Origin of the sequence: Lysinibacillus sp. FSL L8-0126 (assembly GCF_038630385.1) — a bacterium.
GTDB classification, from domain to species: Bacteria; Bacillota; Bacilli; order Bacillales_A; family Planococcaceae; genus Lysinibacillus; species Lysinibacillus fusiformis_D.
The window spans coordinates 3,042,997-3,069,806 of the sequence record NZ_CP152028.1 but is presented as its reverse complement, the minus strand read 5'-3'; the positions used below and the strand labels follow the sequence as shown (position 1 = coordinate 3,069,806).

Genomic DNA, 26,810 nt, shown 5'->3' with positions numbered 1-26,810 from the left:
AATGGTTCATTCGATAAATTCAGCTAAGCTAATTTTCTTTTTTTGATAGTTTGCACGAATATGCTGGAGCTCGTCTTCTAACCTTAAAGCACCCGCTTCAACTCCTCTATAAATTAATAGTGGAGGCTGTTCTAACATCTCTCTTGCTCGCGAATAATCACAAGAGAATATTTTCTTAAGTAACAATAATGTCTTTAGCTTATTTTCCCCATCTCCTGTTATAGTCAGTTCATAGTAAGTAGTAGAGTTGTCTTCAGGCAACATCTCCTCTAAACCAGGCGGAATTAGCACACTCTCAAGAAACATGATTAGATTGTCATAGGCCATTGTGAAATCCCAACAGCCTGTCCCATGAAGAGCAGAAAAAATTGCCGTATCCCCTCTTGATAAATCCAAACAATATGGATCTCCTTCATCTGTTGCGATGACCAAATAATTGTGCGGCCAATCCAGAATCACCTCTTCTGTCACTGGATTATAATGATAGCCTTCCTGCCCACGCATTAAATCTCTTGCTCCATAGATCTGTAGATTTATATAATCACCCGTATTCCATGTAACTCTTTCAACGACATAACGCCTTAAAAAATAGACATATTCCGTTGGTAATGACCACTGACTGTCTACAAATTGGCTAATATCCTCCTCGATTTGATTGTGAAAAAACATAGGGTAAGCTGAATCCCTCTCTTGAATATCTTGGATAAAACTGCGCATTTGCTCTAATACTGCATCTAGTTTCTCCTGCAACTCTTTCAACTGCATTCCCTCCTTTCGTTACCTAGTGTCTTTCTTTATATTTTAACATATTCCATCATTAACCAATTAAGGTGAACATGTTATAATCATTAAAATAGACTGGTAGTATGCATAACGTGCACAACAATAACGGATGGGGGCTATCTATCATGTCACAATATGCGAACGAACAGACAGTACAATAAACCAAGGTGGCACAAGGAGAACAATGTCTCAAAAAATTAGCTCATCTGGTGAATATCCAAACCTCTATTTGCTATAGAGAGTTGCTTTGGCATACTGAAAAATATGATGCCTCCTATTATTGGCTACAGCTTGCACTTGATCGATTAACCGCAGTACAGGCAGATATAGGTGTTGACGTGCAAAGAGCTCATACCTTATTAAACAAAAAATCACCAAATACGAAGGAGCGTAAGAAAATTTGAAATTACTCATAAGACGTCCCGAACAATCGGACATACAGACATTACATCAATTCTTTTTCCACGTCATTCAAGATACTTATGCAAAAGAAGGGATTGCCGAGCTAGTGGACGATCAACAGCGTGAATGGGCAATGAAAAAGCAGTATGTCGCAATGGACATAGAGAGCCAAGGCAAAAAAAGATTTTTCTGGGTAGCTATGGGCGAAGCAACAAATGACATAATAGGAACGATTGAATATGGGGAAGCCAACGAGATCATTCAACAAACGATTAAAGAAGATCTTTCCCATTGTCCAGAAATCGGTACCGTATTTGTTCATCCGGACTATCAAAATCGTGGTATTGGCACCAGGCTATTACAGAAAATGCTAACGACGTTGGAAAAACAAAAGGTGCATAGCTTTTGTTTAGATAGTGGATATAAACAGGCACAAGTCATCTGGCAGAAAAAATTTGGACAGCCTGACTATATACTTGAGCACTTTTGGGGAACGAATAGCCATCATATGATTTGGCAACGAGTACTACCATTGCGAGAAAAGAAGTAAAAGATGTCTTATCAAATCACACAAGAACGACATAAGAAGAACAAAGCTTATGTCAATAACATGCTTTATGAATACAATGTAAAACACTTTCCAAAAGATTTACAAGGTCGATATCAGGAAATTAATTTATTTCTAACTGATAGCAATGGTCACGTTTATGGTGGCATACTGGGTGAAATTTGCTGGAATTGGTTAGAAATACACACGCTAATGGGAGACGAAAAGCTTCGTGGGTTAGGGTATGGATCAAAGTTGTAGCAAACAATTGAACAAATTGCCTTCAACCATGAATGTGATTTCATTAAAGTTGACACGCTTAGCTTTCAAGCGTTAACATTTTATGAAAATCATCATTATGAAATTTACGGGACTCTCGACCATGTTGGCAGAGATTTTAAACATGATTATTTAAAAAAGACGCTACGATCTGATCTTTAAAGGGGAGATATTATGAAGGTCCATCAACGATTTTTTTGGATTAGTATTTTACTACCTGTATCTCTCTATTTTTCGTGACCTATAAACAGACAACTTTTGGAGGACCGATTCCATGGGTACATTATATCGGAGAAGAAGAAGTCGCAGCCCTTTCCTATTTCAACCCCGCCGTCCTAGTCCAAAGCCATTATCATATGTTTCATTTTTTATGAATGTCTGTATAATCTATCTCACTTTAGCTTTAGGTAAAGATTTTCTGCAATCCGTTAAAGAATAAATCGATTGTAGTGCCCATACTTATTATGTTTGGAGGGAAATGAAATGTTAAAATTCATTGATGATTTAGCCGGTGCGGTTTTCGATGTTTTTATGTTATTTTGTTATTTCTTTGCAGGCGTAATAATTGTAGGAGTCCCTATTTTTTTATTGGCTAAGTTCTTCCTATTGTTTCATTAAATTGCATACAAAGAGTATTACAATAAAAGGGATCTCTATTTCAATAGCGATTCCTTTTATTGTTTATGGCGCTTCAGCTTTCTCAGCAGACGCTTTCTCAGCAGACAATAAAAATGGTCAGGATTTTTTTAAAATGTAGAAAATCTATTTATCTTTTACTAAAATTTTCCCAAAATGTACATGACAGCTACAAAATATAAAAATCGCCAAGAAGCAAACTACTTAGGTGCAGTTTAACTAGAGAAAAAAACAGGGAATGCTACAAAAAAATAGCATTCCCTGTTTTTGAATAGTTGTGTCTTACTTCGAATCATCCATCTTCAGCACAGCCATGAATGCCTCTTGAGGGACTTCGACGGAGCCTACTTGTTTCATACGTTTTTTACCTTCTTTTTGTTTATCAAGAAGTTTGCGCTTACGAGAAATATCCCCACCGTAACATTTCGCTAAAACGTTTTTACGGATGGCTTTAATTGTTGAACGTGCCACAATTTTTTGTCCAACTGCTGCTTGAATTGGTACTTCAAATTGTTGGCGTGGAATTAATTCTTTTAATTTTTCTACGATGATTTTGCCTCGATCATAGGCAAAGTCACGGTGTACGATAAAGCTTAGTGCATCGACCTGCTCACCATTTAATAAAATATCCATTTTCACTAATTTCGATGGCTGGTAACCGATAAGTTCATAGTCGAAGGATGCATAGCCCTTCGTATTTGATTTTAAATAGTCAAAGAAATCATAGACAATTTCGGATAAAGGCATTTCATAAATAATGCTTACACGGGATGTATCAATATAATCCATCGTCATGAAATTACCACGCTTCAATTGACAAAGCTCCATAACCGCTCCCACATAATCATTTGGCACCATAATGGTTGCCTTTACATAAGGTTCCTCAACACGCTCGATTTTTTGTGGGTCTGGCATAAAGGATGGGTTATCTACTTTAATATCAGTGCCATCTGTCATATGAACATTGTAAATTACAGAAGGTGCTGTTGTAATTAAATCAATATTAAATTCACGCTCAATACGCTCCTGAATAATTTCCATATGGAGTAATCCTAAGAAACCGCAGCGGAAACCAAAGCCAAGTGCTTGAGATGTCTCTGGCTCATATTGTAGAGCAGAGTCATTTAGCTCTAGTTTTTCTAACGCTTCACGTAAATCATTGTATTTCGCCGTATCAATTGGGTATAAACCACAATAAACCATTGGGTTCAAGCGACGATAACCTGCTAATGGCTCGGCTGCTGGACGATTTGCATAGGTTACAGTATCACCTACGCGTGTGTCACCTACGTTTTTAATAGATGCTGTTAAATAACCTACATCACCAACTGTTAATTCAGCCTGTGGCACAACCTTTGGTGTATGTACCCCAACTTCAATAACCTCAAATTCCGCACCTGTTGCCATCATACGGATTTTGTCGCCAGGCTTGACAGTCCCGTTGATTACACGAATTGAAATGATAACACCTTTATAGGCATCATACACAGAGTCAAAAATTAAAGCTTGTAGTGGAGCATCAGGATCACCCGTTGGTGCTGGTACCTTTTCCACGATTTGCTCTAAAATATCCTCAATACCAATACCTGCTTTCGCAGAAGCTAGTACCGCTTCAGACGCATCCAGCCCGATGACATCCTCTACTTCTTGACGCACACGCTCAGGATCAGCTGCAGGTAAGTCAATTTTATTAATAACAGGTAAAATTTCTAAATCATTATCAAGTGCTAAGTAAACATTTGCTAGTGTTTGCGCTTCAATACCTTGTGCGGCGTCCACAACTAAAATGGCACCCTCACAAGCAGCTAAACTACGGGATACTTCATATGTGAAATCGACGTGTCCTGGTGTGTCGATTAAATGGAATGTATACACTTCGCCGTCTTTTGCTTCGTACTTTAATTGAACTGCATTTAATTTAATCGTTATCCCTCGCTCACGCTCTAAATCCATTGAGTCGAGGAGCTGTGCTTTCATTTCACGGGAAGTTAAAGATTTTGTTTGCTCTAAAATACGGTCAGCAAGCGTTGATTTCCCATGGTCAATATGTGCAATAATAGAGAAATTTCGTATATTCTCTTGTCGTTTTAAACGTGCATCTCGGTTCATCTTTTCCACTCCTAATTAAACTATAATGAATTATACTATGAACATAACGCAAAGTACAACAGCAACTAGACTAGAAAGCCTATAATATCAATACTTTCAGTGTTTAATGCTGTTTTTAGATTTTACAGTATTAAGTATATAAATGCAGAGAAATTAAGGGCGCATTTGTCCAAATTCAACTTTAGACCATATATTTGCACAGAAAAAGTCAGTCAACAGACAAAGCTGTGTAGACTGACTTTTTTCATTAATTTTTCTTGTTTAAGGATTGTTGAATCAGGTTTGTTAAAACTTCTACCCCTTTTTTCTCTAAATGAACGCCATCTGGGGCGAAGTATTCTGGATGATTGAGTGCTGCAGCATGCCAGTCAATGAGTGTAATATGTTCATTCTCCTGGGCTTTTTGCTGTAATGCTTCATTCACTTTTGCCTCCCATGAACGGGGCACACGTGTATTCACTAAATAAATATCAGCATTTGAAAAAGCGGCAAGGAGTGTGTCCATTTGGTCATTTGTAAAATAACCATTTGTCCCCAATTGAAGAATGACTGCATGATTGGGTTGATTAAAACTTGCATAATTTGGTGCTAGTTTGACAGCTTGTGAAACTTGACGACCTATTTTTCCATCGATTGTAATAGTTGGGTAAATAGTATGTAAGCTCGGGCCAATATCAATCATAAGTGAATCACCAATCGCTACTATTCCACGATAAAACTCATCCCGTTCAGGCACTTTATTTACATCATTTTCTTCTTGCTTTGGTGTTTCTATCTGCTGAACATCCTCCACTTTCTCTTCCTTGGAAGGTTCGTTAGTTGGTAGCTCTGATTGCTGGTCATGCTTGTTTAAATTAGTTGTAGGTTCATCACCATTAATTTTGATGTTTGTTGGATATGAACTCGAAGTGCTTTGCTGACCTTCCCCTACTACTCCTGTCATTCCTGTGAAAAACATAAGAAGGAAAAGTGGAGCCATTACCGTTGAAATTTTTCGTGAGAATGAAAGACTTCCCCATTTATTTTTGTTAAAGACAAAGTATTTCCCATAATAGGCTCGGAATCCTTCTTTACGGATAGGCATTTCAATGAAGCGATAGGATAGCTCTGCTATCATAACAATAAGTATGATTTGAAGTGCAACCCGCCAATAAGATAGGTTGCCAATTTCATGAATAGGTGTACCTAGTACCATGACAGGATAATGCCATAGATATATGCCGTAGGATCGAGAGCCAATCCAACAAAGCGGCCTCCATGCTAGTAGTTTTCCTAAAATGCTGACGGGGTGACAGATACATGCAATCAAAACTGCTGCATTTAAGCAAAATAAGAACATGCCACCTCTATAAAGGAAGGGTTGATATTCATCTACATAAACAATACTAACTAGAAAAATCATAAGCGTAATGAAACTCAAACTATTTAGCTTCTTCACATGGTTTGTTGATAATTTTTGTGCAGATAGCCTTTTCATTGGCCAAACAAGAGCTAGCCAACAGCCAATTAATAGTTCAAAACAGCGTGTGTCCGTTCCATAATAGACACGGCTTGGATCTGCACCTGGCTCATAAAGAATCGCCATTACTAGAGCTGAACAAACCGCTCCGATAAAGACAACTTTAGCCAGTTTGCTTTGTTTTTGAAAAATATAAAGGCCAATCATTAAGAGCAAGGGCCAAATCAGATAAAATTGTTCTTCAATAGCTAGCGACCATAAATTTTTTAAAGGTGACGGGGAGCCAAAACTATCAAAATAAGAAAGTTTATGAAAAATGAACCACCAATTACTTGAATAAAAAATAGAGGACAACGCATCTCCACGTAATGTATGAAGAAGTTCTTTATGAAAGAGCGTTGCCCAGACAAATGATATAACAATCATCACGTAGGCCGCTGGTAGTAACCGCCTAAATCGTCCAATCCAAAATTTCTTTAGACTGACTGTTAATTGATTGCCCTTTACAGGCAAAATGGTAGAGGTGATTAAATAGCCTGATAATACAAAAAAGATATCTACTCCTAAAAAGCCACCTCTAGCCCAATTGAAGTTAAAATGATAAGCAATAACTGCTAATACGGCTAATGCTCGAATCCCGTCTAGTCCAGGAATATAACGATGATTTAATGACTTGCCTGACATACTATTCCTTCCTTCAATAATCTATCAATTTCCTTTTGCATAATGGCCTTATAGCTACTATATCAAGATAAAACCTGTTATCCCTTAATAGCACCTGTGATTTGAACATCATCTCCTCTTTATACTTTTTCATTTGTGCACTTATATGTTTGACGTTTGAAATACGATAAAAGTTTTAGAGAAAAATGAAACGTGATCACTCTTTGTCTTTTTAAAATTCATATGTATGTTTGCTATTGTCTTAAAAGGCATTCCCAAAAATGGTAGATGCTTCAAAAGCACATTTTGCCTTACTTGCATATGCCTTCATTAACGTTTTATCATGAAAATCGAAAGCCAACTTGAAAATTATAAGACAAGAATGAAGCAATGGAAAGACAAATAATTAGATTTTATTCTGGAAATTTTTATGCTAGAATAGCAAAAAAGTGAGCCTGTAACAGACTCACTTTTTTCATCCTTGTTCTATTGTTTTGAATCATTTACAAATGCTTTTGATATGGCCTTGCCAATTACGGCAATCGTACGATTAACCTCTTCCTCCGTATTACCAATTCCACCAATCTCAACAATCATCATTTGCTTTGCCAAATCCTGATTATATCGCCCATCAACACCATCACCACTTTTGGAAATAACACCTTTTGATATTTTTGGAACGATGGCATTTAATGTGGAGGATAAACTTTCTGCATACGCTGTATTCCAGCGGTAATTTGCATGCTCTGCACCAACCACAATAGCAATTTTTGCATAGTTTTCCCCATTATATGAGATCGTTGTAAGATCATGTTTTAATGAGTCACGATGTAAATCTAGTATTAAATCATAATTATTTGTTTCTAAATGCTTACTTAAATAAGGTCTCATGACATTATAGGATTCATGATATCCCTTACCCTCAGCTTGTAATTTCTTCATAATATCTACGTCGAGGATATTTGTCTTCAAGCCATTTACATTAAAATGATTCACAATCTTATCCTTTAGACTCATAATATTGACTGTTTCATGAGAAGTCGCTACCTTACCACTCACAGCTTTCACCATTGGTTCGTATGCTTCATGTGAATGAGTAAATAACACTAACACTTTAAATGGGTCCGGGTCTAGGGCTTGATCTGGTTCAGGCTCTTTCGTTTGTTCCAGTACACTTTGTTCAGCTAAATTGGTAGCGGCAAACACGACTTGCTTATCTTCTGATTGTTTAATCGGAGTCGATGCTTGCTTGTTGAACGGAAGTTGCCCAGCAATGACAGGTAATACGAAAAAGAACAATAATATACCAAATGACCATTGTAGTTTTTTTAGCAAAGTCACACCCTCCTCCCCATATCGTATGGAGAGGGGGTGTCATTTAGAACGAAAATAATTTTCTTGTTTTACGCATAAATCTGAGTGTTTTAGAAGGTCTATCAAGAACATTTTTTTAGCCTTTATTATAAATCACTTGCCCAGTTCATTAGCATGGAAGCCACTAGTTTTGCATAGCGATCAATCCAATAGTCTGCTTCCTTTGGTGTAACCATCAATTGTGTATGTGAGCCAGCGAAGGTTTCTTCAAACAGCTGCTGACGTTCCTCCTTCGTCCATGTCGCCCATTCTCCAAAAATAGGTTGTACTAACGTCATATCAAGCTCTTTATTGATATCGGGTTGCCAAGAGGACAAAGAGAGCTTCGATGATGGTTTACTGCGCTCAGCTACACGAGCAGCTATCGAGCGAAGCATCGTTTCTACCGCATCAGCAATTAATACAGGTGCATCTACTACTGTTGGGATACCAATTGCCGTTACAGGAATCCCTAGCATCTCATAGGAAATTTCTTGCCGTTGATTGCCTACACCTGAGCCAGGATGGATGCCCGTATCTGTTAATTGAATTGTTTTACAAAGACGATTACTCGCCCTTGTAGCAAGCGCATCAACCACAATAATTAATTTTGGTTGTAGACGCTCAGCAATCGCAGCCACAAACTCCCCTGTTTCATAGCCCGTTTGCCCTGTAACACCTGGCGCATACATGACAAACTTTTCATCTATCACATCTAAGCTATGCAGATGATCAATTAAATAAGGACCTATGGCATCAGGTGTAATGGTACGATTGCCCAAACCAACAATTAAAATTTTATCAACTTCTTGCCAAGAAAGTGATTCATGCATGTTTTTAAAATTCACAAGTAATTCTTGCTCAAGCTGTGCAAAGCCATCTTGATCTTCTAATGTCAGTGTTGGGACAGAAAGTGTAATATACTGCCCTTCTTTTTTGCCAATTTGCTTTTCACCCTCAGCATCTACAAGGACATCTGTAATTTTCACTCGACCAGCATTCCGATCTTCTATTTGAACGCCACTCGATTGTTCTAGCTTTTCTTTTTGTTCTTTGGTCTGATGGACAACTACCTCTTCAGATTCATCGATTAAATCTGTTCGTTGCCAATTAAAATTTTGCATACAGTTCACCTCAAGCTGTAGTTTGTTCAAACTGTCAAGTAAATATTCTTTGCATTTATCTATTGCAATTTGGTCAAGCGTTTGTTAAAATGATTTTTGTTGTATTAACACAAGAAATCAATGAGAAGATATCATCTCGTACCTAATTTAGGAGGTGAAATATATGCCAAACATTAAATCTGCGATTAAACGCGTAAAAGTTAACGAAAAAGCAAACATTGCTAATTCTCAAGCTAAATCTGCAATGCGTACTACAGTGAAAAAAGCTGAAAACGCTGTTGTTGCAAACGCTGAAAACAAACAAGAACTTTTACAAGCAGCTTTCAAATCATTAGATAAAGCAGCTTCAAAAGGACTTATCCACAAAAACGCGGCGGCTCGTAAAAAGTCTCGCCTTGCTAAAAAAGCGTAATTGTTTAAAGGATCAGATACTCTATTAGGAGTAGCTGATCTTTTTCATTTCGATAGATAACACAAAAGCTGCCCTTTATTGGACAGCTTTTTATGTTACAGTTGACGTAATAGAAATAATTCTAAATGTCTCTCTCGATTACCACCAGTCGATTTCAGCTGTAAATCAACCTCAGCTAGTTGATATAATGCTCTCAATAAACTTTCTTCTGATGGGCGATGACGCTGCTCAGTCATGAGTTTGACACGATACGGGTGAATTTTTAAATTTTTGGCGATTTGTTGTGGATGATATCCTTTCTTCAACAAATAAAAAACATTGGACATGGTACGAACATTGGATGCAAGCAAGCCAACTAACATAATAGGCTCTTGTTTTTGCCGTAATAAATCATGATAAATGGACAAAGCGCTGACCGAATCATTAGCCAAATAAGCATTGAGCATTTTAAAGGCATCTTGCTCCAATGTTTTTGCTACTAGATCCTCCACTAACGAAGCTGTAATTTCTCCACCCTCACCTAAATAGAGGGTAAGCTTGTCAATTTCCATCTGCAATTGCAGCATGTTGGCGCCCACCATCGTTACAAGCAGCTCAATAGCCTCTTGTGTGATGCTGTTGCCCTGTGCCTTGACAACGCCTTGAATCCATACGGCTAAATCCTGCTCTTTTGGGGTTTCGGCTTGTACAAGTAATGCATGCTCTTTGAGCATTTTGGTCACTTTTTTACGTTCATCTAATTTTTCATAAGGGGCAATAAAAACCGTTACGGAGAAATCAGATGGATTCGATAACCACGTTTCCAAACGTTTTACATCATGATCGATTTTTTCTTTCCCTTTCTCAGTTGCTTTTAAAAACGAAGCGTTTTTAGCAATAATAAGCTTACGTTCTGAGAAAAAAGGAATCGTATCTGCTTCATCCATAACCACATCTACTGGCACCTCTTCTAAATCAAATGCGGTCATTTCCAGCTCTTCTTCTGACCCCATCGCTTCTTTTAAACGTTTAATGGTTTCATCTATAAAATAGCTTTCTTCACCAACAAGTAAATAAACCGGTGCCAGCTCACCTTTTTTTATTGTATTCCAAACCTTTGAAATCATAATTTTCCCTCCATCTAGCAATACTATTAGTATACATGATTTCATGGTCCTTTGTGACTTTGACCGAATTGTGTCTATTCCTTGCCAGACTGGGAATTCTCCTTTTCGATATAGCTTTTATGACCATGTTGTCTTATAATAAATAACAGAATTGGAGGGATAACAATGAATCCATTTGAAGGAAAGAACATACAATGTCGACGTAACGATGCCATCGATTCTGGTGTTGGCTTCGGTGTATCATTTGGCGTTTTCACAATTATGTTTATTATTGCAACTATAGTAGAATTCGTATCACAGTAATTGGACTTATGCAGGAAAAAGGCCTTGGTCATTGGACAAGGCCTTTTTCATTTACTGCAGCAGACCAACCATTAGCACGAATACGTATTTCAATGGTTCCATCCACCCCTGTTGTCAAAGTCGCTAAATTGCGACTGACAAAACGTTGTACTACTTCTTCATGTGGATGACCATAGCGATTATGGAGACCTGCACTGAAAACCGTTAATTCGGGCTGGAGCAGCTCAACAAAGGCTTCTGAACTAGATGTCTTACTGCCATGATGTCCCGCTTTCAGCAATGTTAGATTGGCTAATAGATGCCCATAACGCTTGATTAGCTGTTGTTCACCATATTGTTCCAAGTCACCTGTAAATAACGCTGTAAAGTCGTTCTGTTGCATGTACAATACGAGGGAATCATCGTTTCCTTCATAAAGGGTGTCATCAGGCGATAAATAATAAAAATTTGTTCCACCACTATGCCATGCTGTCCCCATCATCTTTTCTTTAACAGGTACATTGTGCTTATTTGCTTCTAGCAATAATTCTTGCATTAAAGGCTGCTGTAAAGAACTTGGTGTCACGTGTATTTCCTTCATCTTAATCTCTTGTAAAACCTCTTCGGCACCTTCTATATGATCTGCATCCGCATGGGTGGCGATAAAAATATCGATGGTGCGTATTCCTTTAGCTTTTAAAAATGGCACTACAACTTGCTTCCCTACCTCATAAGGACTATCTGCTTTTTCCCACTGCTCCTGTTCAAAGCGTAGTACCCCACCCGCATCAATGACATAGACAGCTTTTCTAAAAGGCAATTCAATAACGATACTGTCTCCCTGTCCTACATTTAAAAATGTGATCTGTGTTTCGTTAGACAGCATGGGTGACAGATGAATCCAAATGGCGGGAATAACAAGTGCGACAATAGCCTTCCTGAACCTTCTCGTTTCTAAGTAATATAAGCTTGCTAAAACACTTAGCAGTGCTACACAGCTAAGCCAGATCGTTGGCTTACCCGGTGACCATAATTGAAATGGTAGCTCCTGCATCTCCATAATCATATGGGTCAGTCCATTACGTAGCGGTTCGTAGCCAGCAAATAGCATATTGGCAAGCGGTAAGGAAATATAGGATAACATAAACACTACAATATTAAATGGTAATATAACAAAGGAAAACAATGGAACAAACAGAATATTGACAAAAAACGAGGACATAGATAATTCATAAAAATGATGAAGTAATAGAGGATAAACGAGCAGCTGGCAGACAAATGTGACGAAAAAAGAACGACTGAGCCAATTCCCCGTCTGTTTGAAAATGATACCTGAATAAACCAAACTAGCGGCAGCTAAATAGGACAGTTGAAAGCCAATTTGAAAAATGACACCTGGTTCAAGCATAACGAAGCCTATAAAGCTAATGGCTAGTGCATCATCTATTGAAAGAGTCCACTTCAAAAAGCGCAGTAACATCATTAGTTCAACTACAGAGACTGCACGCCAAACAGAAGGTGCACCTCCTGCAATGACCCCATAAACGGGTAAAAGGATCAGTAGTGCAGCCGTAGCCATTTCTTTGCGTATGCCTATTCGAAGTAAGCCTTCAAAGAATAACCAAGACACGAGTGCGACATGTAGGCCAGAAATCGCAAACAAATGGGTGATACCAAGCTTTTGATAGGCACGCTGCAGTTCACCCTCCATTTGATCTTGTGCCCCTATCAGAAGTGCTTGTGCCTCTGCTACAAGGGCTTTTGGAAAGGTTCTTTCTATATGTTTTTTCATACTGTGTCTTATTTCAGCCAAAAAGGTGAAGATGGAAGACTGCTTTTCGACATAACGCCAGCTAGCGATTTCCACAATGCCTGTTGCTCCCTTGCTTGTTAAATAGTCAGTCATTGAAAATGCATAAGCATGCGCAGATGGAGACGGTGCTACAAGCTCACCCCTGGCAAGATATGTTTTGCCTGCTAATGAAGTATTTTCATACAAACTTTTTTCTTGCTCTGATGAAAAGGTATATATCACATAAAGCTTTTGACGATTTGTAGTTGTAGCAAAACCACGGAGTTTTTGGCCGTTTATTTTATAATCGTTTGACCAGGTTATAGGGAAGGTTTTTGGTAAGGGGGAAGGTTCCGTCAGTTGATAGGTAGAAAGAAAAAAATAAGCGAATAAAGCACTTATCATTACAAACGTCACAAGAAAACATGACTCACCTTTTAAGATGAGCCACAGGGCTAAAAGCAATAAAAAAGTGAGTAGCCATGCTGACGAGTGTGCTGCAATAGCCGCTATAAGTACAGCAAGAGCTACAAGGATCCATTTATGCTTTAAAGCTCGATGCCAAATAATGCACTCACCTTCTGTTCATATGGGAGCAACTTTTCGGCTGGCACGCCACTCTCGCGAAGCTCATGAAGCATTTCTGTGTACAAGGCTAGTTTTTCATCTCGTAAAAAATCGATTTTACGGTCATCAAAGGGTACATGGACAACTTCCACGCCCGCTTTTGCAAATAATTCCTGGGCATAGGGATTATTTTTATAATCTGTTGCGTAATAGACACGTTCAATGCCCGCTTGAATAATGGATTTTGTACATGGTAGACATGGGAAATGTGTTACATACAAATCAGCACCTTTTGTCGGTGTTCCATATTTAGCACATTGCAGCAAGGCATTCATTTCAGCATGCACCGTACGCACACAATGGTTGTCAACTACATAGCATCCTTGTTCAATACAATGTTCGTCTCCTATAATGGAACCGTTATAACCGCCTGCAATGATGCGTTTTTCACGCACAACAGTTGCTCCTACTGCTAGTCTTGTACATGTACTACGTAATGCGAGTAAATGGCTCTGTGCCATAAAAAATTGATCCCAAGTAATTCGCTCCATATGATTACCTCCAAAAATTGGCTTACAAATTATATTTCTCTTGCTTTTCTACTATAGTGTATCCCTTATAGAAAAGAGGCGTCAATATTACATCCTGTAAAACGTTTACTTTACAGTAATCGCATCTTTTAGCTTCTCAAATGTTTTATCACCAATACCACTTACATTTTTTAAGTCTTCGATCGCTTGAAAGTGTCCGTGTTCCTCTCGATACGTAAGAATACTTTGCGCTTTCGAGGGGCCGATTCCTGGTAAGGTTGCTAGAATTGCTATATCGGCTTGATTAATATTAATCTTCTGCTCTTTAGGAGCACTTTCAGTAGGTATTGTTAAAAGAGTTGTAGCTCCATCTTCTAGCTGTTCACCCTTTGTGGGAATATAAATCACCATTTCATCCTGCACTTTTTGCGCATGATTCATGCGCTGTGTGTCAGCATGCTCTGTATAGCCACCTGCAAGCTCGACAGCATCTTTTATGCGTTGGTCTTGCTGAAGCTCATAAACGCCTGGATACATCACAGCACCCTTTATATCAACAAATATCTGCTGAATCACCGCTTCTTCAGCAGTTTCACTATGATTTTTTTCTGCAAACGATTGGATTGTCTCGATGAGCTCTTCTTGGGGAGGTGAAGAGTCAAAACTCGAAAAATAGAAGTAACAAAGTCCACTGACTACCAGTATGCTGGGGAATAACATACTTTTTTTATACTTTTGCCATAAAGATTGGAGCATAGCACCCATCCTTTCCTTGCAAAAGGTCATCATATGGAGTTATCTACATCATACACTATGACTTGTTGATTGAAAATAATAATAAATATCAGGAGATTCTATTGACCTGCTTAAGAGAGCTATTCTTCGCTTTCGCCTTGCTATCCCACCGATTTAAGCTTGCTATCCTTCGCTTTCGCTTTTCTATCCACTGATTTAAGCACGCTATCCTTCACTTTAGCCTTTCTATCCACCAAAAGAGCCACACTGCCCATTGGGGGACAGTGTGGCTCCGTTTTCTTTATTTCACCGCACGAATAAAAATGCGTTCGCTTTCATATTCAGGTGCTTCATCCGTAAAATCAGCTGTGATTTCCACATCATGAAAACCAATGGCGCGCAGCCAAGCCATATACTGCTCTATTGAGAAAGTACGTTGTAAATGCTCTTCATCAAAACGTTCATATAACTCACTTGCGATATCTCGCACATAAAAGGTCATTTGATGTGTAACAGAATGCTCGAAATCAGCTGGCGCTGTATGCCATACATAACTAATGTCCCCATCATCATACGTAAACGGTCCGTCTAAAAAAATCTCATTCATCTTAAATAATGAATGAACATCAAAAAACAGCTGTCCTCCATCACGTAAAGCATGATAAATACGTTCTAATGTTGTATAGACGGCTTGCTCCTCTACAACATAATTAAGGGAGTCAATGGTAATCGTCACAACATCTAACGCCTCAAAGCCATCTAATTCGTCCATCGACATACAATATAACGGGGCTTGGTAGCCTGCATCAGCAAAGCGTTTTGCTGCGATGGACAGCATCTCTTCTGATAAGTCGACTCCGCTGACCTTATAACCAGCATGGGCGAATAACAAGCTAAGCACACCTGTACCACAACCAATATCTAAAAGTGTGGGGTATTGGCTGCATGGTGCATGCTGTACAACCCAATCTACATAAAGATTGTAAGGAATATCCGTTTGTAGCTCATCATAGACATGGGCAAAGCGTTCGTAACTACTCACTTAGCTTAGGCCTCTGGCATGTCTAGCTGCGGTGCATCGCCCCATAGACGTTCTAAATTATAATAAGCACGCTCATCCTTATGGAATACGTGCGCCACTACATCTCCAAGGTCAACAAGTACCCAACGAGCTGCATCGAAACCTTCGACACGACGAATTTCATAGCCTTGTTGTTCTGCTATATCCTGTAACTCACGCGCGATTGCTTGCACTTGGCGGTCAGAGTTACCATGGGCGATGATAAAATAATCTGCTAAAAGGGAAATTCCTTGCATATTTAAAACGACAATATCCTCACCATGTTTGTCGTCAATTGCTTTGTACGCTGCTTGTAATAAAGTTGAAGTCATCCTTCACTATCCTCTCTGTTCATCGTATCGTTATAACATTCTATTGATAAAGGATAAATTGGTTGCTTTGTGTCTATTAAAAATGCCAAAGTATGGCGTACACATGCACTCATCGCCTTATCCAAATTTTTTTGCGCCTTCTTTCGCAGACGCTCCACACCATCAAATCGACGGTTTGGCTCAATCATATCTGCGACAAAAATGATTTTTTCTAAACGACTCATCCCAACGCGTCCCGTTGTATGGAAACGAATCGCATTTAACAACTCATCGTCTGTGATGCCAAACTCACTTTGCGCTATATAGGCACCGACTGGGCCGTGGAGTAATTCACTGCCCCAGCCAATTAATTGTGGATCTAAATTTTCATCACGAACGATATTCTCCATCCATTCAATGTCATCATATTTAGCAATATCATGGAGGATTGCTGCTATTTCAGCTTTTTTAACATCCTCGCCATATTTTTGTGCTAAATCGATGGCTGTTTCCATTACACCGATTGTATGAATATAACGTTTTTCAGGCATTCTTGGCTTAATCGCCGCTAAATACTGTTCGCGTTCCATAAAGACCTTCCTCTCGTATGAACGTCTCTACCGCTTCTGGTAATAAAAATGTTACCGTTCCCCCAGTCGCAAGGCGTTCACGAATCAGTGTGGACGATAAATCGATTTGAGGCACTTCCACCATACTTATAGGGTACTCTGTTGTCGCCGCTGTTCCTGGACGCTTTACTCCGACAAACCGCACGATTTTTACTAAATCATCAATACAATGCCATGTATGTAGCGAATCAATCATATCGCCACCGATGATAAAGTAAAATTTCACATCCGGTTCTCTTCTACACAAGGCAGAAAGTGTCTCATAGGAATAGGATACGCCACCCTTCTCAACCTCATACGACTCTACTGAAAAATAAGGAAATGGACGAATTGCACGCTTCACCATTTCGAGTCGTTCGACATTACTAGCATCAAATCGTGCCTGCTTATGTGGTGGTATAGCATTTGGCATAAAACGGATTTCATCAAGCTCTAGCGCATGAAAAACCTCATTAGCCATCATGAGATGCCCTATATGTGGTGGGTTAAATGTGCCACCTAGTAAACCGACCCTTTTCATCGTCTCACCTTATTTCGTTGCTTTTGGTAATACAATCTTTTTATGATTGCGTGACTCTTTATATAAAACAACTGTCAGACCGATTAATTGGACAAGCTCCGCACGAGCACCTGTTGCCAGTGATTCAGCAACTTCATGTTTGTCCTCTTCACAGTTATCTAAAATACGCACTTTAATCAGTTCACGTACTTCTAATGCCTCACGAATTTGCTTTGTCATTTCGTCATTAACTCCACCTTTTCCTACTTGGAAAATAGGTGTTAAATGATGTGCCTCTGCACGTAAAAAACGTTTCTGTTTACCTGTTAACATAAAAATTAGTTTCCTCCTAATTGCGCCTTAAGCTGCGCAATCATTGAATTTGTGTTTGGATAGTTTCCTAACCAGTGTTCAAAAGCAATGGCTCCTTGATGGACAAACATCCCTAAGCCTGTGACAATCGTTGCTCCTTTTTCTTCAGCCGCTTGTAAAAAAGGCGTCATTAATGGATTATACACAATATCCGCAACAATTGCTCCTTTCGCAAGTCGATCTAATGAAAATGGCATAGAAAAATTGCCCGTAGCAAGGCCAGCCGATGTCATTTGCACAATAATGCCGAAATCAGCTAATGTTTCTTCTGCTTCTTGTAATGACATCGCACGACCCATATCCATTTCATCAATTATCGCTTGGGCATTTGCCACCGTACGATTGGCGATAGTTAAATGGTGATAGCCTTGTTGCTGCATAGCAAAGGCAATACCGCGAGCAGCGCCACCAGCACCAACAAGTAATACAGGCTTGTCCTTTCGAGATACACCAACGGCTTCTTCTAGTGAGCGAACAAAGCCAATCCCATCTGTATTATAGCCCTTCAGCTTTCCCTCTTTTGTTCGTACGACTGTATTCACTGCGCCCATTTTTTGCGCCAGCTCATCTAGCTCATCTAAATATGGAATGATTGCTGTCTTATGAGGAATTGTCACGTTCCAGCCACTCGCCCCTAATGTTTTCAAACCAGCAACTGCTGATTCTAATTGATCAGAAGGTACATGCAAAGGAATATATGTCGCATCTATTGACATGTCCTCAAACCAAGCATTGTGCATGGCCGGTGATTTTGAATGTTCAATTGGATCACCCATAACTGCAAACCATTTCTTCATTTTCTAGTCCCTCTCTCTACTACATCCTTCTGTTTAGATTAATGAAGGACGAATTGAAACTTGTACACCTTTTGGCGCGTAGGCTGCTACGACTACATTAGCATGCTGTACTGTAATCCAGCCCAGGCCAGAAAATACAACGTCTGTTTTCGCTTCTTTGATGGAAAACTCATGACGTACCAATGGTGGAAGTTGGTCGATAAAATCTGCAGTTGGAGGTGCCAGAAGCTCGCCTTTATGTTCTGCATATAATGTATCGGCCTTCTCAAGCTTTGTACGGTGAATCGGTAGATCGTTTGCCACATGGATTGTAAAGGCTGAACGCTCTCCCTGGATAAAGTCAAATCTCGCCAATGCCCCAATAAATAGGGACTGTCCAGGATTTTGCTGGTAGACTTTCGGTTTAATTTCCTTTTTCGGCATAATATATTTTAATTCACTTGAATCAATATGATGAGCCATTTGATGATGATTAATAATACCAGGCGTATCATATAATGCACTACCATCATCCAGTGGAATGTCAATCATGTCTAAAGTAGTACCAGGGAAGTGTGACGTTGTAATGACTTCCCCTTCTCCTGTAGCCTGTTTAATAATACGGTTAATGAATGTAGATTTCCCAACATTTGTACAACCTACAACATAGACATTTTGTCCGTTACGGTACTCGTCGATGGCCTCCATTGCTTCCGCCATTCCCTTGCCTTTATGGGCACTGACTAATAGAACATCGATAGGCTGAAGTCCTAGTGCCTTTGCCTCGCGTTTAAGCCAATTGATTACTTTTTTCGGTTTCACTGATTTTGGTAATAAATCTGCTTTGTTGGCAATCAAAAGAACAGGATTCTTCCCTACAAAACGGTGAAGCCCAGGTAGCCAGCTCCCATTGAAATCAAATATATCAACAATTTTTACGATTAAGCCCTGCTGTGTTCCAAGGCCGTTTAAAATACGTAAAAAGTCGTCATCTGTTAATGACACGGGTTGAATTTCATTGTAATTTTTCAAACGGAAGCAGCGCTGGCAAATGACCACATCCTTTTCTAATGATGATGGGGGTGCATACCCAACTGCTGTTTTATCTTCTGTTTGAATTGTTGTACCACAGCCAATACAATTTGGCATTTCAATCATTCTTGTTCCTCCCAAGTTATTATTCCTTTACGTTTCAAATCATTAAATACTCGACGCTCAATGAAACGATTCAATTTTGTTACCAGCCCATCTGATTGTGCAACAGGCTTTACTAACACTGTATGCAAGCCTAAACGATTTGCGCCCATCACATCAGTCAGGAGTTGATCTCCAACCATGACTACTTCATTTGGGCGTAAACCTAGTTGAATCAGTGCATTATAAAAAGCATTACGAAGTGGTTTTTTTGCCTTGTGAATATACGGGATATCTAATGGCTCAGCAAAATGCTTCACACGCGCTTCATTGTTATTCGATGCAATAATAACTCGAATACCTGATTCTTTCATAATACGTAACCAAATAATCAGCTCTTCTGTTGCGTCTGGGCGATCCCATTCAACAAGCGTATTATCTAAATCCGTAATGATGCCTCTAATCCCTAATTCTTGTAACTTTTCCGGCGTAATTTCAAAAATATTCGTCACAAATTCGTTCGGTAATAAAAAATTATACAAAATAGCGACCCCTAATCTTAACGTATTATTCGACCATTATAGCATATTTGCAAAAGCTTCACCCATTCGAATTGGGCTTCCCTGTACAACATTATCCGTAAATTCAACCGTATCCTTTTCAAACAGCATAACCACTGTGGAACCAAATGAAAAATATCCAACTTCCTGACCTTTACGCCATTTCGTTGTCGTATTCGTAAGCACAATGGAATTAACAAAAGTCGCACCAACTTTAATAAAGGCTACATGCTGTTGATTGGCTGCTTTCAGCTCTGTCACTAAACGATAATTATGAGAAATTGGTTTTTTACCGTATGTAAGACCTAGCTGATTCACGGGATAAGATTTCTGACCAAGTGTATATTGTCGTACTACTTCCCCATCTATCGGACTATGGATACGATGATAATCAGCAGGACTTAAATAAAATACGATAAAATGACCATCTGCATATTGTGCGGCTCTCTCTGTATTACCTAGTAAATCTTGTAATGCATAGGGCTTACCCTTAACTAGAAATGTCATATCCCATTCAATGCGACCAAAAGATTCCACCTTGGCATCTACTGGGCTAACATAAATCGTTGGATTTTTTTCAATAGGTCGAGCTTCTTCTAGAAGTTCTCTTGTGAAAAAATCATGTAAACTTGAAAATTGTTGTTGTTTTTTTGAAACTTCTTCAATGTTAATATCGTATAACTTCATGTAGCTTGGAATTATACGTTTACTCCACTTCGCTTTTGCAATTGCCTGCAAAAGATGGGAAGATTGCTTACCATTCGTTAGTTCTATCAAGCGTTGATATAGTTTTTCTTTCATACAGTAAAACCCCTATCCATTAATTTAGACTGTCAATTTTTTCGCATTCGAAGTATAATGGTACAATATCTTAAGTGCAAAGGAGTGATCCCCCTTGTTTTTTTATCACAAGTTGGTGGATACCACGGTTAAGAAAATGAAATCGCACGCAGCTAACTTCATCACAATTAGTAATATGTCCTTTGGAGGCGCGGCTATTATGGCCACTTTACATGAATATTATAGCTATAGTGTCTTGTTTATCTTTATTGCAGCCCTTCTTGATCGCTACGATGGTAAGGTAGCGAGAGCACTCGGACAAGTGTCTGAGTTAGGTAAACAATTAGATTCTATGAGTGATATTATATCATTTGGTGTGGCACCTGCATTATTAATGTATGAAGTTGTTCTAGTTGATTTTGGTTTTGCCGGCATGATGATGGCCGTATTATTTATCGTCTGTGGCGCGATGCGTTTAGCTCGCTTCAATATTAGTGAAGCGAATGGTTATTTCACAGGTTTACCAATTACAGCTGCAGGTACGTTCTTAACTTTAACGTATTTCGCAGCCAATGCGTTCCATCCGGCATTTTATCTTTTCCTTTTTCCCATCTTAGCTTTACTCATGATTAGTACATTTACGTTAAAAAAAGTGTAACAGCACATTTGCTGTTGCACTTTTTTCATTTCCCACAGCTTTTAAACATATACTGTCGAAAAATGGGGAAAGGATGAAATCATTCAATGAGCGGAATTTTTACATCAATGTTGCAGTTATGGCTTGAAATCCCTGCGTTGCTTGGCTACTTAAAGGGGCAAACATTCCATAAACCCTTTTCAAAAGAAGAGGAAGCTGCTTGTATTGAACGATTTTTAGGTGGCGATGAGCAAGCACGTCTTGACTTAATCGAACGCAATATGAGGCTTGTCGCGCACGTCGTAAAAAAATTCCATCCAAAACATGAACAACTAGATGATTATATTTCCATCGGAACAATCGGTCTAATGAAAGCTGTCGAGAGCTATACCCCTGACAAAAAAACTAGACTTGCCACATATGCAGCCCGTTGTATTGAAAATGAAATTTTAATGCATCTGCGCACACAAAAAAAAGTGCAGAAAGACGTATCACTGTTTGAGCCTATTGGGACTGATAAAGATGGTAATGCACTGCAAATTCGTGATTTACTTCAGTGTGACGAAGAAAGCGCCACAGAAAAACTAGAGCATAAAGAACATGTGGCACAGTTATATCACTATTTGCATATGCTTGATGAACGTGAGCTCGAAATTGTGACACTACGCTATGGTTTAAACCAACAGGATGCCCTTACACAAAAGGAAATTGCTGCTCGTTTAAATATCTCACGCAGCTATGTATCTCGCATTGAAAAGCGAGCACTTATTAAACTCTATCAACTATACAAACGAGACCAAAAGTCTATTGAATAATATATTGTAAAATGGACAGTAGAAAAATTCAATGCATCATTGGCGGAAGATGTGCCTATTTCATGGCATATAAAAAGCTCCCCTGCGACATGACTATGTCGCAAAGGAGCTTTCCCGTCATACTAATGCGCTGACTCCGATAGTTCTGCTGAAATCAACGTGCCTATTAAAGTTGTAATGATGACTACACCCGCTGTTAAAAATAACATCATGAATGCCTCCCATTCTATTATGAAGAGATTTATTACTGTCAGTGTAGCATTTGTCCATTGCTTTAACTGTGATTTTTCTCACAGAATGACACGCACATTTTGACCATTTTGTGTAGTTTATAGAGAGGCAATTGCTTTTAAAACGACTTGTGTCGAATGCTTTGCAGCAACTGGTAAAAACTCATCGAAGCTAATATTCGATTCTTTCCCAGCAATATCTGATAAAGCACGAATGACAACAAAAGGTGTAGCAAATTGATAACATACTTGAGCAACCGCAGCCGCTTCCATTTCTACAGCCTTCATTTGAGGGAAATGACGACGAACCGCTTCTACACGTTCAGGATCATTCATAAAAGCATCTCCAGAGCAAATTAAACCGATGCCATACTGATGCTCTCCAACCGCCTTGACGGCCTCCTCAGCGACTTTCATCAATTTCTCATCTGATTTATAAGCTGCTGGCATCCCAGCCATCTGTCCGATTTCATAGCCAAAAATTGTGACATCTACATCATGGTGGCGAACTTCATCAGAAATGACGATAGCGCCTACCTCAAGTGCCTCGTCATATCCACCTGCAGAGCCTGTATTCATAACAACATCTGGCTTAAACTCATGTAAAAGGATTGTCGTAGACATAGCAGCATTCACCTTACCAATACCACTTTTTAATAACACGACTTCCTTGCCTTCATAAGTCCCTGTTGTATACTCACTGCCTGCAATCATTGTACTTTGTGCATCGTTTAATGCTGCTCTTAGAAGCTCTACTTCCTCTTCCATTGCGCCAATTACTGCTATTTTCATGTACTGTTACTTCCCTTCTTTATCAACTCTATTAAAAATAATCAAAAGAGTGATTTTCGTCAATAGGCGCCTTCTAATGTGTTAAGTTGCTCTAACTTCACGGGCTTCCATCCTTCATTTTCAACCCATTCCATACTGACACGGTACATCTGAGATTTATCATTCGTTGAAACTGTCGCAACGGATGAATTAGGACCACCATTATTTTGCATACGCCAAATAATCATATTGCTTTGTTCGATGCCTGTCACAGTCGAAACAGTGGCTACCTTCTCAGCCCAGTCTATAGACTTGTCATCATATGAAGAAACATGCTGACCTGTTTGAGTTGTAGGTGTTGGCTGCCAATTTTTATTCGTGATAACCTTGTCAACAATTGGATTATCCGATGTCGACTCTTCTGGCGTACCTTGCTCTTCCTGAGATGTATCAGGCTCCGATTCTTCCTCGGAAGTTTTGTCTTCTTCAACAGCGAGATCTTTATCCTGTTCTTTCGCAGGTTCTTTATCTACTTCTTTTTCGTTATCACCGCTCTTTTCCTCTTGAGCTGGTTCATCTTTCACTGCTTGATCTGCATCATCTTGCCATTTAAACACATAGGTTGCTGTAATAATAATAAGTACAACCACAACACCTATTAAAACATTCAATAGTTTATCTAGCTTTTTATTACGAGATGGCTGCAAATGACGACTACTTCGAGTTTGTCGTTCACTCATAATGTCTCCCCCTCTCTAGCAAATATTCTATCAAGTTCAACAGCTCTTGCAAAATAATTATACTCACTATTTTATTGCCAAAGAATGTTAAAAGCAGTCAGCCTAAGGCTAACTGCTTGTACACTTACACATTATTTAATGGAAATAATTTTCACTTTCATTTCGCCACCAGGTGTTTGTACGGCAACTTCTTCACCTTCAGCACGACCAAGTAGACCCTTTGCAATTGGCGATTCATTTGAAATGCGGAATTCCATTGGATCTGCCTCAGCAGAACCAACAATTGTATACGATTCTTCATCTGATGACGGTTTACCATTAATGATTTCTACAAATGTAACCGTTTTCCCAAGTGATACAACACTGTTATCTGTCTCATCCTCAGAAATAATCACTGCGTTACGAATCATTGATTTTAATGTAGAAATACGACCTTCTAAAAAGGCTTGCTCTTCTTTTGCTGAATCATACTCAGCATTTTCAGATAGATCTCCAAAATCACGTGCTATTTTAATACGTTCAACGATTTCTTTACGTGTTTCTGTTTCTAATTTTACTAATTCTTCTTCTAATTTACGTTTTCCCTCAGCTGTCATAGGGTACTGTTTTTCATTTGCCAAAGTCCTTCACTCCTTGTTTCTTCAATATAAAAACATAAAACTCGACTAAATGCACGGAAGATGCATTTAATCGAATTTTATTATTTTTAAACTTTTTCAAATTACGCTTTGACCTAATAGTATGCATGCTTTTTTTTAATATGCATGAAAATATTGTCAATACCATTCTATCTTATTACAATACGTTGTCGGTTTCAAGAATAGTTTTAATTTTCGTTACCATTAAATCAATTGCTACCTCATTATCTCCGCCTTCTGGAATAATGATATCAGCATAACGTTTCGTTGGTTCAATAAATAAATTATGCATAGGTCGAACCGCTGCTAAATACTGCTCAATAACCGAATCAGTTGTACGACCACGCTCTTTAATATCACGCATGATACGACGAATAATTCGTAAATCTGAGTCTGTGTCTACGAATAATTTAATATCCATTAAATCACGTAAATCAGCATCTTCTAGCACTAGAATACCTTCTAGGATAATAACATCTACTGGTTCAACATGGATCACTTCTTCTGCTCTCGTATGCTGCACATAGTCATAAACAGGTTTTTCAATTGGTTGACGCACTAACAGTTTTTTTATGTGCTCAATTAATAAATCATTATCGAAAGCCAACGGATGATCGTAGTTTGTTCCTAAGCGTTCTTCAAATGTTAAATGACTTTGATCTTTATAATAAAAATCTTGTTCAATCACCACAACGGAATGCTCACGGAAAACTTCATAAATGGCGCGCGTCACACTCGTTTTTCCAGAGCATGAGCCACCAGCGATTCCGATGACAACTGGTCGCTTTGCTGCCATTAGTTATTCTCCTTTCGCATCATATTATGCGGTTTTAAAGGTGTGTCACATTTAAATTTCACAATTTGTAATGGATGACGAGCAGCATCTAGGCTATTGCCATCCTCGTCCCAAATTTCGCCCATTGTTAAACTGAAATTTTCAATTTCAGGACCAAAGAATTCTACTTCATCACCAGGTTTAAAATAATTTCGTTGTTGCATCGTTACTATTTTTGTTTCTGGATCATGATCTAAAATAAGACCTGCAAATTCATACGTTGTTTTACGACCATGTACTCCAAACATTTGCTCCTCGAAGCCAGGTGCATCATGGAAGAATGCTTCAGCCGTATCACGGTTGGCGCATTTATCCAATTCTTCGAGCCACTCGCGTTTAATTTTAAAGTTTTCCGGATCTGCACAGTAAGCATCAATCACTTTACGGTACACTGAAACAACTGTCGCAACATAATGAATGGATTTCATACGACCTTCAACTTTTAACGAATCAATCCCAAGCTCAATCATATGAGGAATTGCTTCGATTAATTTTAAATCTTTTGGACTCATCGCAAAAGATGCGTGATTGTCATCGAACAGTGCTTTTTCTTCACCATCTTCTAATTCATATAAATCATAGTCCCAACGGCATGATTGACAGCAACCACCGCGGTTAGAGTCACGAGCAGTCATATGATTGGACAGAACACAACGACCAGAGTAGGCGATACACATTGCACCATGAACGAAAGCCTCAATTTCAATATCAACCTTTTCCTTCATCAGCTTCATTTCTTCTCCGCCTACTTCACGTGCTAAAACGACACGATGTAAGCCTTCTTCTTTCCAGTACTGAACAGCCTTCCAATTGGACAGTGATTGCTGTGTAGAAAGATGAATTTCAAGCTTAGGTGCTGCTGTACGACATGTTTCAATAATCAGTGGGTCTGCAACGATAATTCCTGTTACGCCTGCTGATTCAATATCCTTTAAGTAACGCTCTAAGCCATCCATATTTTCATTGTGAGCAAAAATATTTGTCGTGACATAAATTTTTGCCCCATATTGTTTGGCAAATTCGACACCTTCACGCATCTCTTCAATCGAGAAGTTGTCTGCATTGGAACGTAGTCCAAATTCTCGTCCACCAATAAATACCGCATCTGCTCCATAATGAACAGCTACTTTTAATTTCTCTAAGCTACCTGCTGGGGCAAGTAGCTCTGGTTTTTTAGTAATGACACGTTTACCGTCGACAATCTCACGGATTTTGTCATTTTGTTCTAATGCTAATGCCATGGT

At 38.9% G+C, this 26,810-nt stretch carries 30 protein-coding genes and 1 pseudogene; 8 read left to right on the top strand and 23 right to left on the bottom strand.

Annotated elements, in window-relative coordinates:
* Positions 1-6 precede the first annotated feature (6 nt).
* Positions 7-759 carry an SMI1/KNR4 family protein gene (locus MHI34_RS14990; protein ID WP_036121739.1) on the bottom strand — a complete coding sequence of 251 codons (753 nt, stop codon included), beginning with the start codon at positions 757-759 and terminating at the stop codon, positions 7-9.
* 233 nt (positions 760-992) lie between these two features.
* Between MHI34_RS14990 and MHI34_RS14985 the strand changes: the two genes are divergently transcribed.
* The 4 genes and pseudogenes from MHI34_RS14985 to MHI34_RS14970 all read left to right on the top strand — a co-directional run bounded on the left by MHI34_RS14985 (position 993) and on the right by MHI34_RS14970 (position 2,629).
* The gene (locus tag MHI34_RS14985) at positions 993-1,187 is read left to right on the top strand and encodes a hypothetical protein (RefSeq protein WP_342503589.1); all 195 of its coding nucleotides are present in this window, start codon (positions 993-995) and stop codon (positions 1,185-1,187) included.
* The gene (locus tag MHI34_RS14980; protein WP_342503588.1) at positions 1,184-1,735 is read left to right on the top strand and encodes a GNAT family N-acetyltransferase; all 552 of its coding nucleotides are present in this window, start codon (positions 1,184-1,186) and stop codon (positions 1,733-1,735) included. Before MHI34_RS14985 ends, MHI34_RS14980 begins: the two co-directional genes overlap by 4 nt.
* A 3-nt stretch (positions 1,736-1,738) precedes the next feature.
* Positions 1,739-2,173: pseudogene (locus MHI34_RS14975) on the top strand (GNAT family N-acetyltransferase).
* Positions 2,174-2,494: 321 nt separating this feature from the next.
* A complete protein-coding gene (locus tag MHI34_RS14970) occupies positions 2,495-2,629 on the top strand; it encodes a hypothetical protein (RefSeq protein WP_004226973.1) in 135 nt (44 codons plus the stop codon).
* A gap of 300 nt (positions 2,630-2,929) precedes the next feature.
* Here MHI34_RS14970 and lepA read toward each other — a convergent pair whose 3' ends face one another.
* From lepA to gpr, 4 genes are all read right to left on the bottom strand, one after another.
* On the bottom strand, positions 2,930-4,756 hold the full coding sequence (gene lepA, locus MHI34_RS14965; protein ID WP_058844222.1) for a translation elongation factor 4: 1,827 nt from the start codon (positions 4,754-4,756) through the stop codon (positions 2,930-2,932).
* Positions 4,757-5,003: 247 nt separating this feature from the next.
* A complete protein-coding gene (locus MHI34_RS14960) occupies positions 5,004-6,899 on the bottom strand; it encodes an acyltransferase family protein (RefSeq protein WP_342503587.1) in 1,896 nt (631 codons plus the stop codon).
* Between the two features lie 465 nt (positions 6,900-7,364).
* On the bottom strand, positions 7,365-8,219 hold the full coding sequence (gene spoIIP, locus MHI34_RS14955) for a stage II sporulation protein P (RefSeq protein WP_230593800.1): 855 nt from the start codon (positions 8,217-8,219) through the stop codon (positions 7,365-7,367).
* Between the two features lie 119 nt (positions 8,220-8,338).
* Positions 8,339-9,355, bottom strand: coding sequence for a GPR endopeptidase (gene gpr / locus MHI34_RS14950; RefSeq protein WP_342503586.1), 1,017 nt, complete (start codon positions 9,353-9,355; stop codon positions 8,339-8,341).
* 163 nt (positions 9,356-9,518) lie between these two features.
* Here gpr and rpsT point away from each other — a divergent pair, with 163 nt between their 5' ends.
* Positions 9,519-9,767, top strand: a complete 249-nt coding sequence (rpsT, locus tag MHI34_RS14945) for a 30S ribosomal protein S20 (RefSeq protein WP_036121871.1) — start codon at positions 9,519-9,521, stop codon at positions 9,765-9,767.
* A gap of 95 nt (positions 9,768-9,862) precedes the next feature.
* On the opposite strand, the gene holA is transcribed toward rpsT, so the two are convergent.
* Positions 9,863-10,873, bottom strand: a complete 1,011-nt coding sequence (gene holA, locus MHI34_RS14940; RefSeq protein WP_342503585.1) for a DNA polymerase III subunit delta — start codon at positions 10,871-10,873, stop codon at positions 9,863-9,865.
* A gap of 165 nt (positions 10,874-11,038) precedes the next feature.
* Here holA and MHI34_RS14935 point away from each other — a divergent pair, with 165 nt between their 5' ends.
* Entirely contained in the window at positions 11,039-11,176 is a 138-nt protein-coding gene (locus MHI34_RS14935; protein WP_036121877.1) for a YqzM family protein, read from the top strand.
* A gap of 28 nt (positions 11,177-11,204) precedes the next feature.
* Here the strand turns inward: MHI34_RS14935 and MHI34_RS14930 are convergent, their stop codons facing one another.
* The 12 genes from MHI34_RS14930 to MHI34_RS14875 all read right to left on the bottom strand — a co-directional run bounded on the left by MHI34_RS14930 (position 11,205) and on the right by MHI34_RS14875 (position 20,921).
* Positions 11,205-13,352, bottom strand: a complete 2,148-nt coding sequence (locus tag MHI34_RS14930) for a DNA internalization-related competence protein ComEC/Rec2 (RefSeq protein ID WP_342504469.1) — start codon at positions 13,350-13,352, stop codon at positions 11,205-11,207.
* 143 nt (positions 13,353-13,495) lie between these two features.
* Positions 13,496-14,065, bottom strand: coding sequence for a ComE operon protein 2 (locus MHI34_RS14925; protein WP_036121883.1), 570 nt, complete (start codon positions 14,063-14,065; stop codon positions 13,496-13,498).
* A gap of 105 nt (positions 14,066-14,170) precedes the next feature.
* Complete coding sequence (locus tag MHI34_RS14920; protein ID WP_089933495.1) at positions 14,171-14,800, bottom strand: helix-hairpin-helix domain-containing protein; 630 nt, start codon at positions 14,798-14,800, stop codon at positions 14,171-14,173.
* 280 nt (positions 14,801-15,080) lie between these two features.
* Entirely contained in the window at positions 15,081-15,821 is a 741-nt protein-coding gene (locus MHI34_RS14915) for a class I SAM-dependent methyltransferase (protein WP_036121889.1), read from the bottom strand.
* Positions 15,822-15,826: 5 nt separating this feature from the next.
* Entirely contained in the window at positions 15,827-16,171 is a 345-nt protein-coding gene (gene rsfS, locus MHI34_RS14910; RefSeq protein WP_036121893.1) for a ribosome silencing factor, read from the bottom strand.
* Positions 16,168-16,740, bottom strand: coding sequence for a bis(5'-nucleosyl)-tetraphosphatase (symmetrical) YqeK (yqeK, locus tag MHI34_RS14905; RefSeq protein WP_342503584.1), 573 nt, complete (start codon positions 16,738-16,740; stop codon positions 16,168-16,170). Before yqeK ends, rsfS begins: the two co-directional genes overlap by 4 nt.
* Positions 16,709-17,299, bottom strand: coding sequence for a nicotinate-nucleotide adenylyltransferase (locus tag MHI34_RS14900; RefSeq protein WP_141905133.1), 591 nt, complete (start codon positions 17,297-17,299; stop codon positions 16,709-16,711). Before MHI34_RS14900 ends, yqeK begins: the two co-directional genes overlap by 32 nt.
* Before the next feature lie 9 nt (positions 17,300-17,308).
* Positions 17,309-17,611: a ribosome assembly RNA-binding protein YhbY gene (gene yhbY, locus MHI34_RS14895; RefSeq protein WP_036121900.1), complete on the bottom strand. Its 303-nt coding sequence runs from the start codon at positions 17,609-17,611 to the stop codon at positions 17,309-17,311.
* A 5-nt stretch (positions 17,612-17,616) separates the two neighbouring features.
* Positions 17,617-18,447 carry a shikimate dehydrogenase gene (gene aroE / locus MHI34_RS14890; RefSeq protein WP_036121902.1) on the bottom strand — a complete coding sequence of 277 codons (831 nt, stop codon included), beginning with the start codon at positions 18,445-18,447 and terminating at the stop codon, positions 17,617-17,619.
* A 33-nt stretch (positions 18,448-18,480) separates the two neighbouring features.
* Positions 18,481-19,584 (bottom strand): ribosome biogenesis GTPase YqeH, encoded by a 1,104-nt coding sequence (gene yqeH, locus MHI34_RS14885; RefSeq protein ID WP_036121905.1) that lies wholly within the window; start codon positions 19,582-19,584, stop codon positions 18,481-18,483.
* Entirely contained in the window at positions 19,581-20,102 is a 522-nt protein-coding gene (locus tag MHI34_RS14880; protein ID WP_249646111.1) for a YqeG family HAD IIIA-type phosphatase, read from the bottom strand. The genes yqeH and MHI34_RS14880 overlap by 4 nt, the downstream gene beginning before the upstream one ends.
* Positions 20,103-20,138: 36 nt before the next feature.
* Positions 20,139-20,921, bottom strand: coding sequence for a phosphatidylserine decarboxylase (locus tag MHI34_RS14875; protein ID WP_249646110.1), 783 nt, complete (start codon positions 20,919-20,921; stop codon positions 20,139-20,141).
* A gap of 136 nt (positions 20,922-21,057) precedes the next feature.
* On the opposite strand from MHI34_RS14875, the gene pssA reads away from it, so the two are divergent.
* The gene (gene pssA / locus MHI34_RS14870) at positions 21,058-21,558 is read left to right on the top strand and encodes a CDP-diacylglycerol--serine O-phosphatidyltransferase (protein WP_051891644.1); all 501 of its coding nucleotides are present in this window, start codon (positions 21,058-21,060) and stop codon (positions 21,556-21,558) included.
* Between the two features lie 86 nt (positions 21,559-21,644).
* Positions 21,645-22,352 carry an RNA polymerase sporulation sigma factor SigK gene (gene sigK, locus MHI34_RS14865; protein WP_036121917.1) on the top strand — a complete coding sequence of 236 codons (708 nt, stop codon included), beginning with the start codon at positions 21,645-21,647 and terminating at the stop codon, positions 22,350-22,352.
* Positions 22,353-22,681: 329 nt separating this feature from the next.
* Here sigK and mtnN read toward each other — a convergent pair whose 3' ends face one another.
* The 5 genes from mtnN to MHI34_RS14840 all read right to left on the bottom strand — a co-directional run bounded on the left by mtnN (position 22,682) and on the right by MHI34_RS14840 (position 26,807).
* Positions 22,682-23,374: a 5'-methylthioadenosine/S-adenosylhomocysteine nucleosidase gene (gene mtnN / locus MHI34_RS14860; RefSeq protein WP_036121923.1), complete on the bottom strand. Its 693-nt coding sequence runs from the start codon at positions 23,372-23,374 to the stop codon at positions 22,682-22,684.
* A gap of 59 nt (positions 23,375-23,433) precedes the next feature.
* On the bottom strand, positions 23,434-24,093 hold the full coding sequence (locus MHI34_RS14855; protein WP_342503583.1) for a DUF1510 family protein: 660 nt from the start codon (positions 24,091-24,093) through the stop codon (positions 23,434-23,436).
* 131 nt (positions 24,094-24,224) lie between these two features.
* Positions 24,225-24,713 carry a transcription elongation factor GreA gene (gene greA, locus MHI34_RS14850; RefSeq protein WP_036121930.1) on the bottom strand — a complete coding sequence of 163 codons (489 nt, stop codon included), beginning with the start codon at positions 24,711-24,713 and terminating at the stop codon, positions 24,225-24,227.
* Positions 24,714-24,888: 175 nt separating this feature from the next.
* Positions 24,889-25,527, bottom strand: a complete 639-nt coding sequence (gene udk, locus MHI34_RS14845) for a uridine kinase (protein WP_036121933.1) — start codon at positions 25,525-25,527, stop codon at positions 24,889-24,891.
* Entirely contained in the window at positions 25,527-26,807 is a 1,281-nt protein-coding gene (locus tag MHI34_RS14840) for a U32 family peptidase (RefSeq protein ID WP_036121936.1), read from the bottom strand. Before MHI34_RS14840 ends, udk begins: the two co-directional genes overlap by 1 nt.
* Positions 26,808-26,810: the final 3 nt, after the last annotated feature.

Bases quoted from the DNA above. Each gene is read 5' to 3' on its own strand.
- MHI34_RS14970 (WP_004226973.1), top strand. From the start codon at position 2,495: ATGTTAAAATTCATTGATGATTTAGCCGGTGCGGTTTTCGATGTTTTT.
- lepA (WP_058844222.1), bottom strand. From the start codon at position 4,756: ATGAACCGAGATGCACGTTTAAAACGACAAGAGAATATACGAAATTTC.
- MHI34_RS14960 (WP_342503587.1), bottom strand. From the start codon at position 6,899: ATGTCAGGCAAGTCATTAAATCATCGTTATATTCCTGGACTAGACGGG.
- gpr (WP_342503586.1), bottom strand. From the start codon at position 9,355: ATGCAAAATTTTAATTGGCAACGAACAGATTTAATCGATGAATCTGAA.
- rpsT (WP_036121871.1), top strand. From the start codon at position 9,519: ATGCCAAACATTAAATCTGCGATTAAACGCGTAAAAGTTAACGAAAAA.
- holA (WP_342503585.1), bottom strand. From the start codon at position 10,873: ATGATTTCAAAGGTTTGGAATACAATAAAAAAAGGTGAGCTGGCACCG.
- MHI34_RS14935 (WP_036121877.1), top strand. From the start codon at position 11,039: ATGAATCCATTTGAAGGAAAGAACATACAATGTCGACGTAACGATGCC.
- MHI34_RS14930 (WP_342504469.1), bottom strand. From the start codon at position 13,352: ATGATAAGTGCTTTATTCGCTTATTTTTTTCTTTCTACCTATCAACTG.
- MHI34_RS14925 (WP_036121883.1), bottom strand. From the start codon at position 14,065: ATGGAGCGAATTACTTGGGATCAATTTTTTATGGCACAGAGCCATTTA.
- MHI34_RS14920 (WP_089933495.1), bottom strand. From the start codon at position 14,800: ATGCTCCAATCTTTATGGCAAAAGTATAAAAAAAGTATGTTATTCCCC.
- rsfS (WP_036121893.1), bottom strand. From the start codon at position 16,171: ATGACTTCAACTTTATTACAAGCAGCGTACAAAGCAATTGACGACAAA.
- yqeK (WP_342503584.1), bottom strand. From the start codon at position 16,740: ATGGAACGCGAACAGTATTTAGCGGCGATTAAGCCAAGAATGCCTGAA.
- MHI34_RS14900 (WP_141905133.1), bottom strand. From the start codon at position 17,299: ATGAAAAGGGTCGGTTTACTAGGTGGCACATTTAACCCACCACATATA.
- yhbY (WP_036121900.1), bottom strand. From the start codon at position 17,611: ATGTTAACAGGTAAACAGAAACGTTTTTTACGTGCAGAGGCACATCAT.
- aroE (WP_036121902.1), bottom strand. From the start codon at position 18,447: ATGAAGAAATGGTTTGCAGTTATGGGTGATCCAATTGAACATTCAAAA.
- yqeH (WP_036121905.1), bottom strand. From the start codon at position 19,584: ATGATTGAAATGCCAAATTGTATTGGCTGTGGTACAACAATTCAAACA.
- MHI34_RS14875 (WP_249646110.1), bottom strand. From the start codon at position 20,921: ATGAAAGAAAAACTATATCAACGCTTGATAGAACTAACGAATGGTAAG.
- pssA (WP_051891644.1), top strand. From the start codon at position 21,058: ATGAAATCGCACGCAGCTAACTTCATCACAATTAGTAATATGTCCTTT.
- sigK (WP_036121917.1), top strand. From the start codon at position 21,645: ATGAGCGGAATTTTTACATCAATGTTGCAGTTATGGCTTGAAATCCCT.
- mtnN (WP_036121923.1), bottom strand. From the start codon at position 23,374: ATGAAAATAGCAGTAATTGGCGCAATGGAAGAGGAAGTAGAGCTTCTA.
- MHI34_RS14855 (WP_342503583.1), bottom strand. From the start codon at position 24,093: ATGAGTGAACGACAAACTCGAAGTAGTCGTCATTTGCAGCCATCTCGT.
- udk (WP_036121933.1), bottom strand. From the start codon at position 25,527: ATGGCAGCAAAGCGACCAGTTGTCATCGGAATCGCTGGTGGCTCATGC.
- MHI34_RS14840 (WP_036121936.1), bottom strand. From the start codon at position 26,807: ATGGCATTAGCATTAGAACAAAATGACAAAATCCGTGAGATTGTCGAC.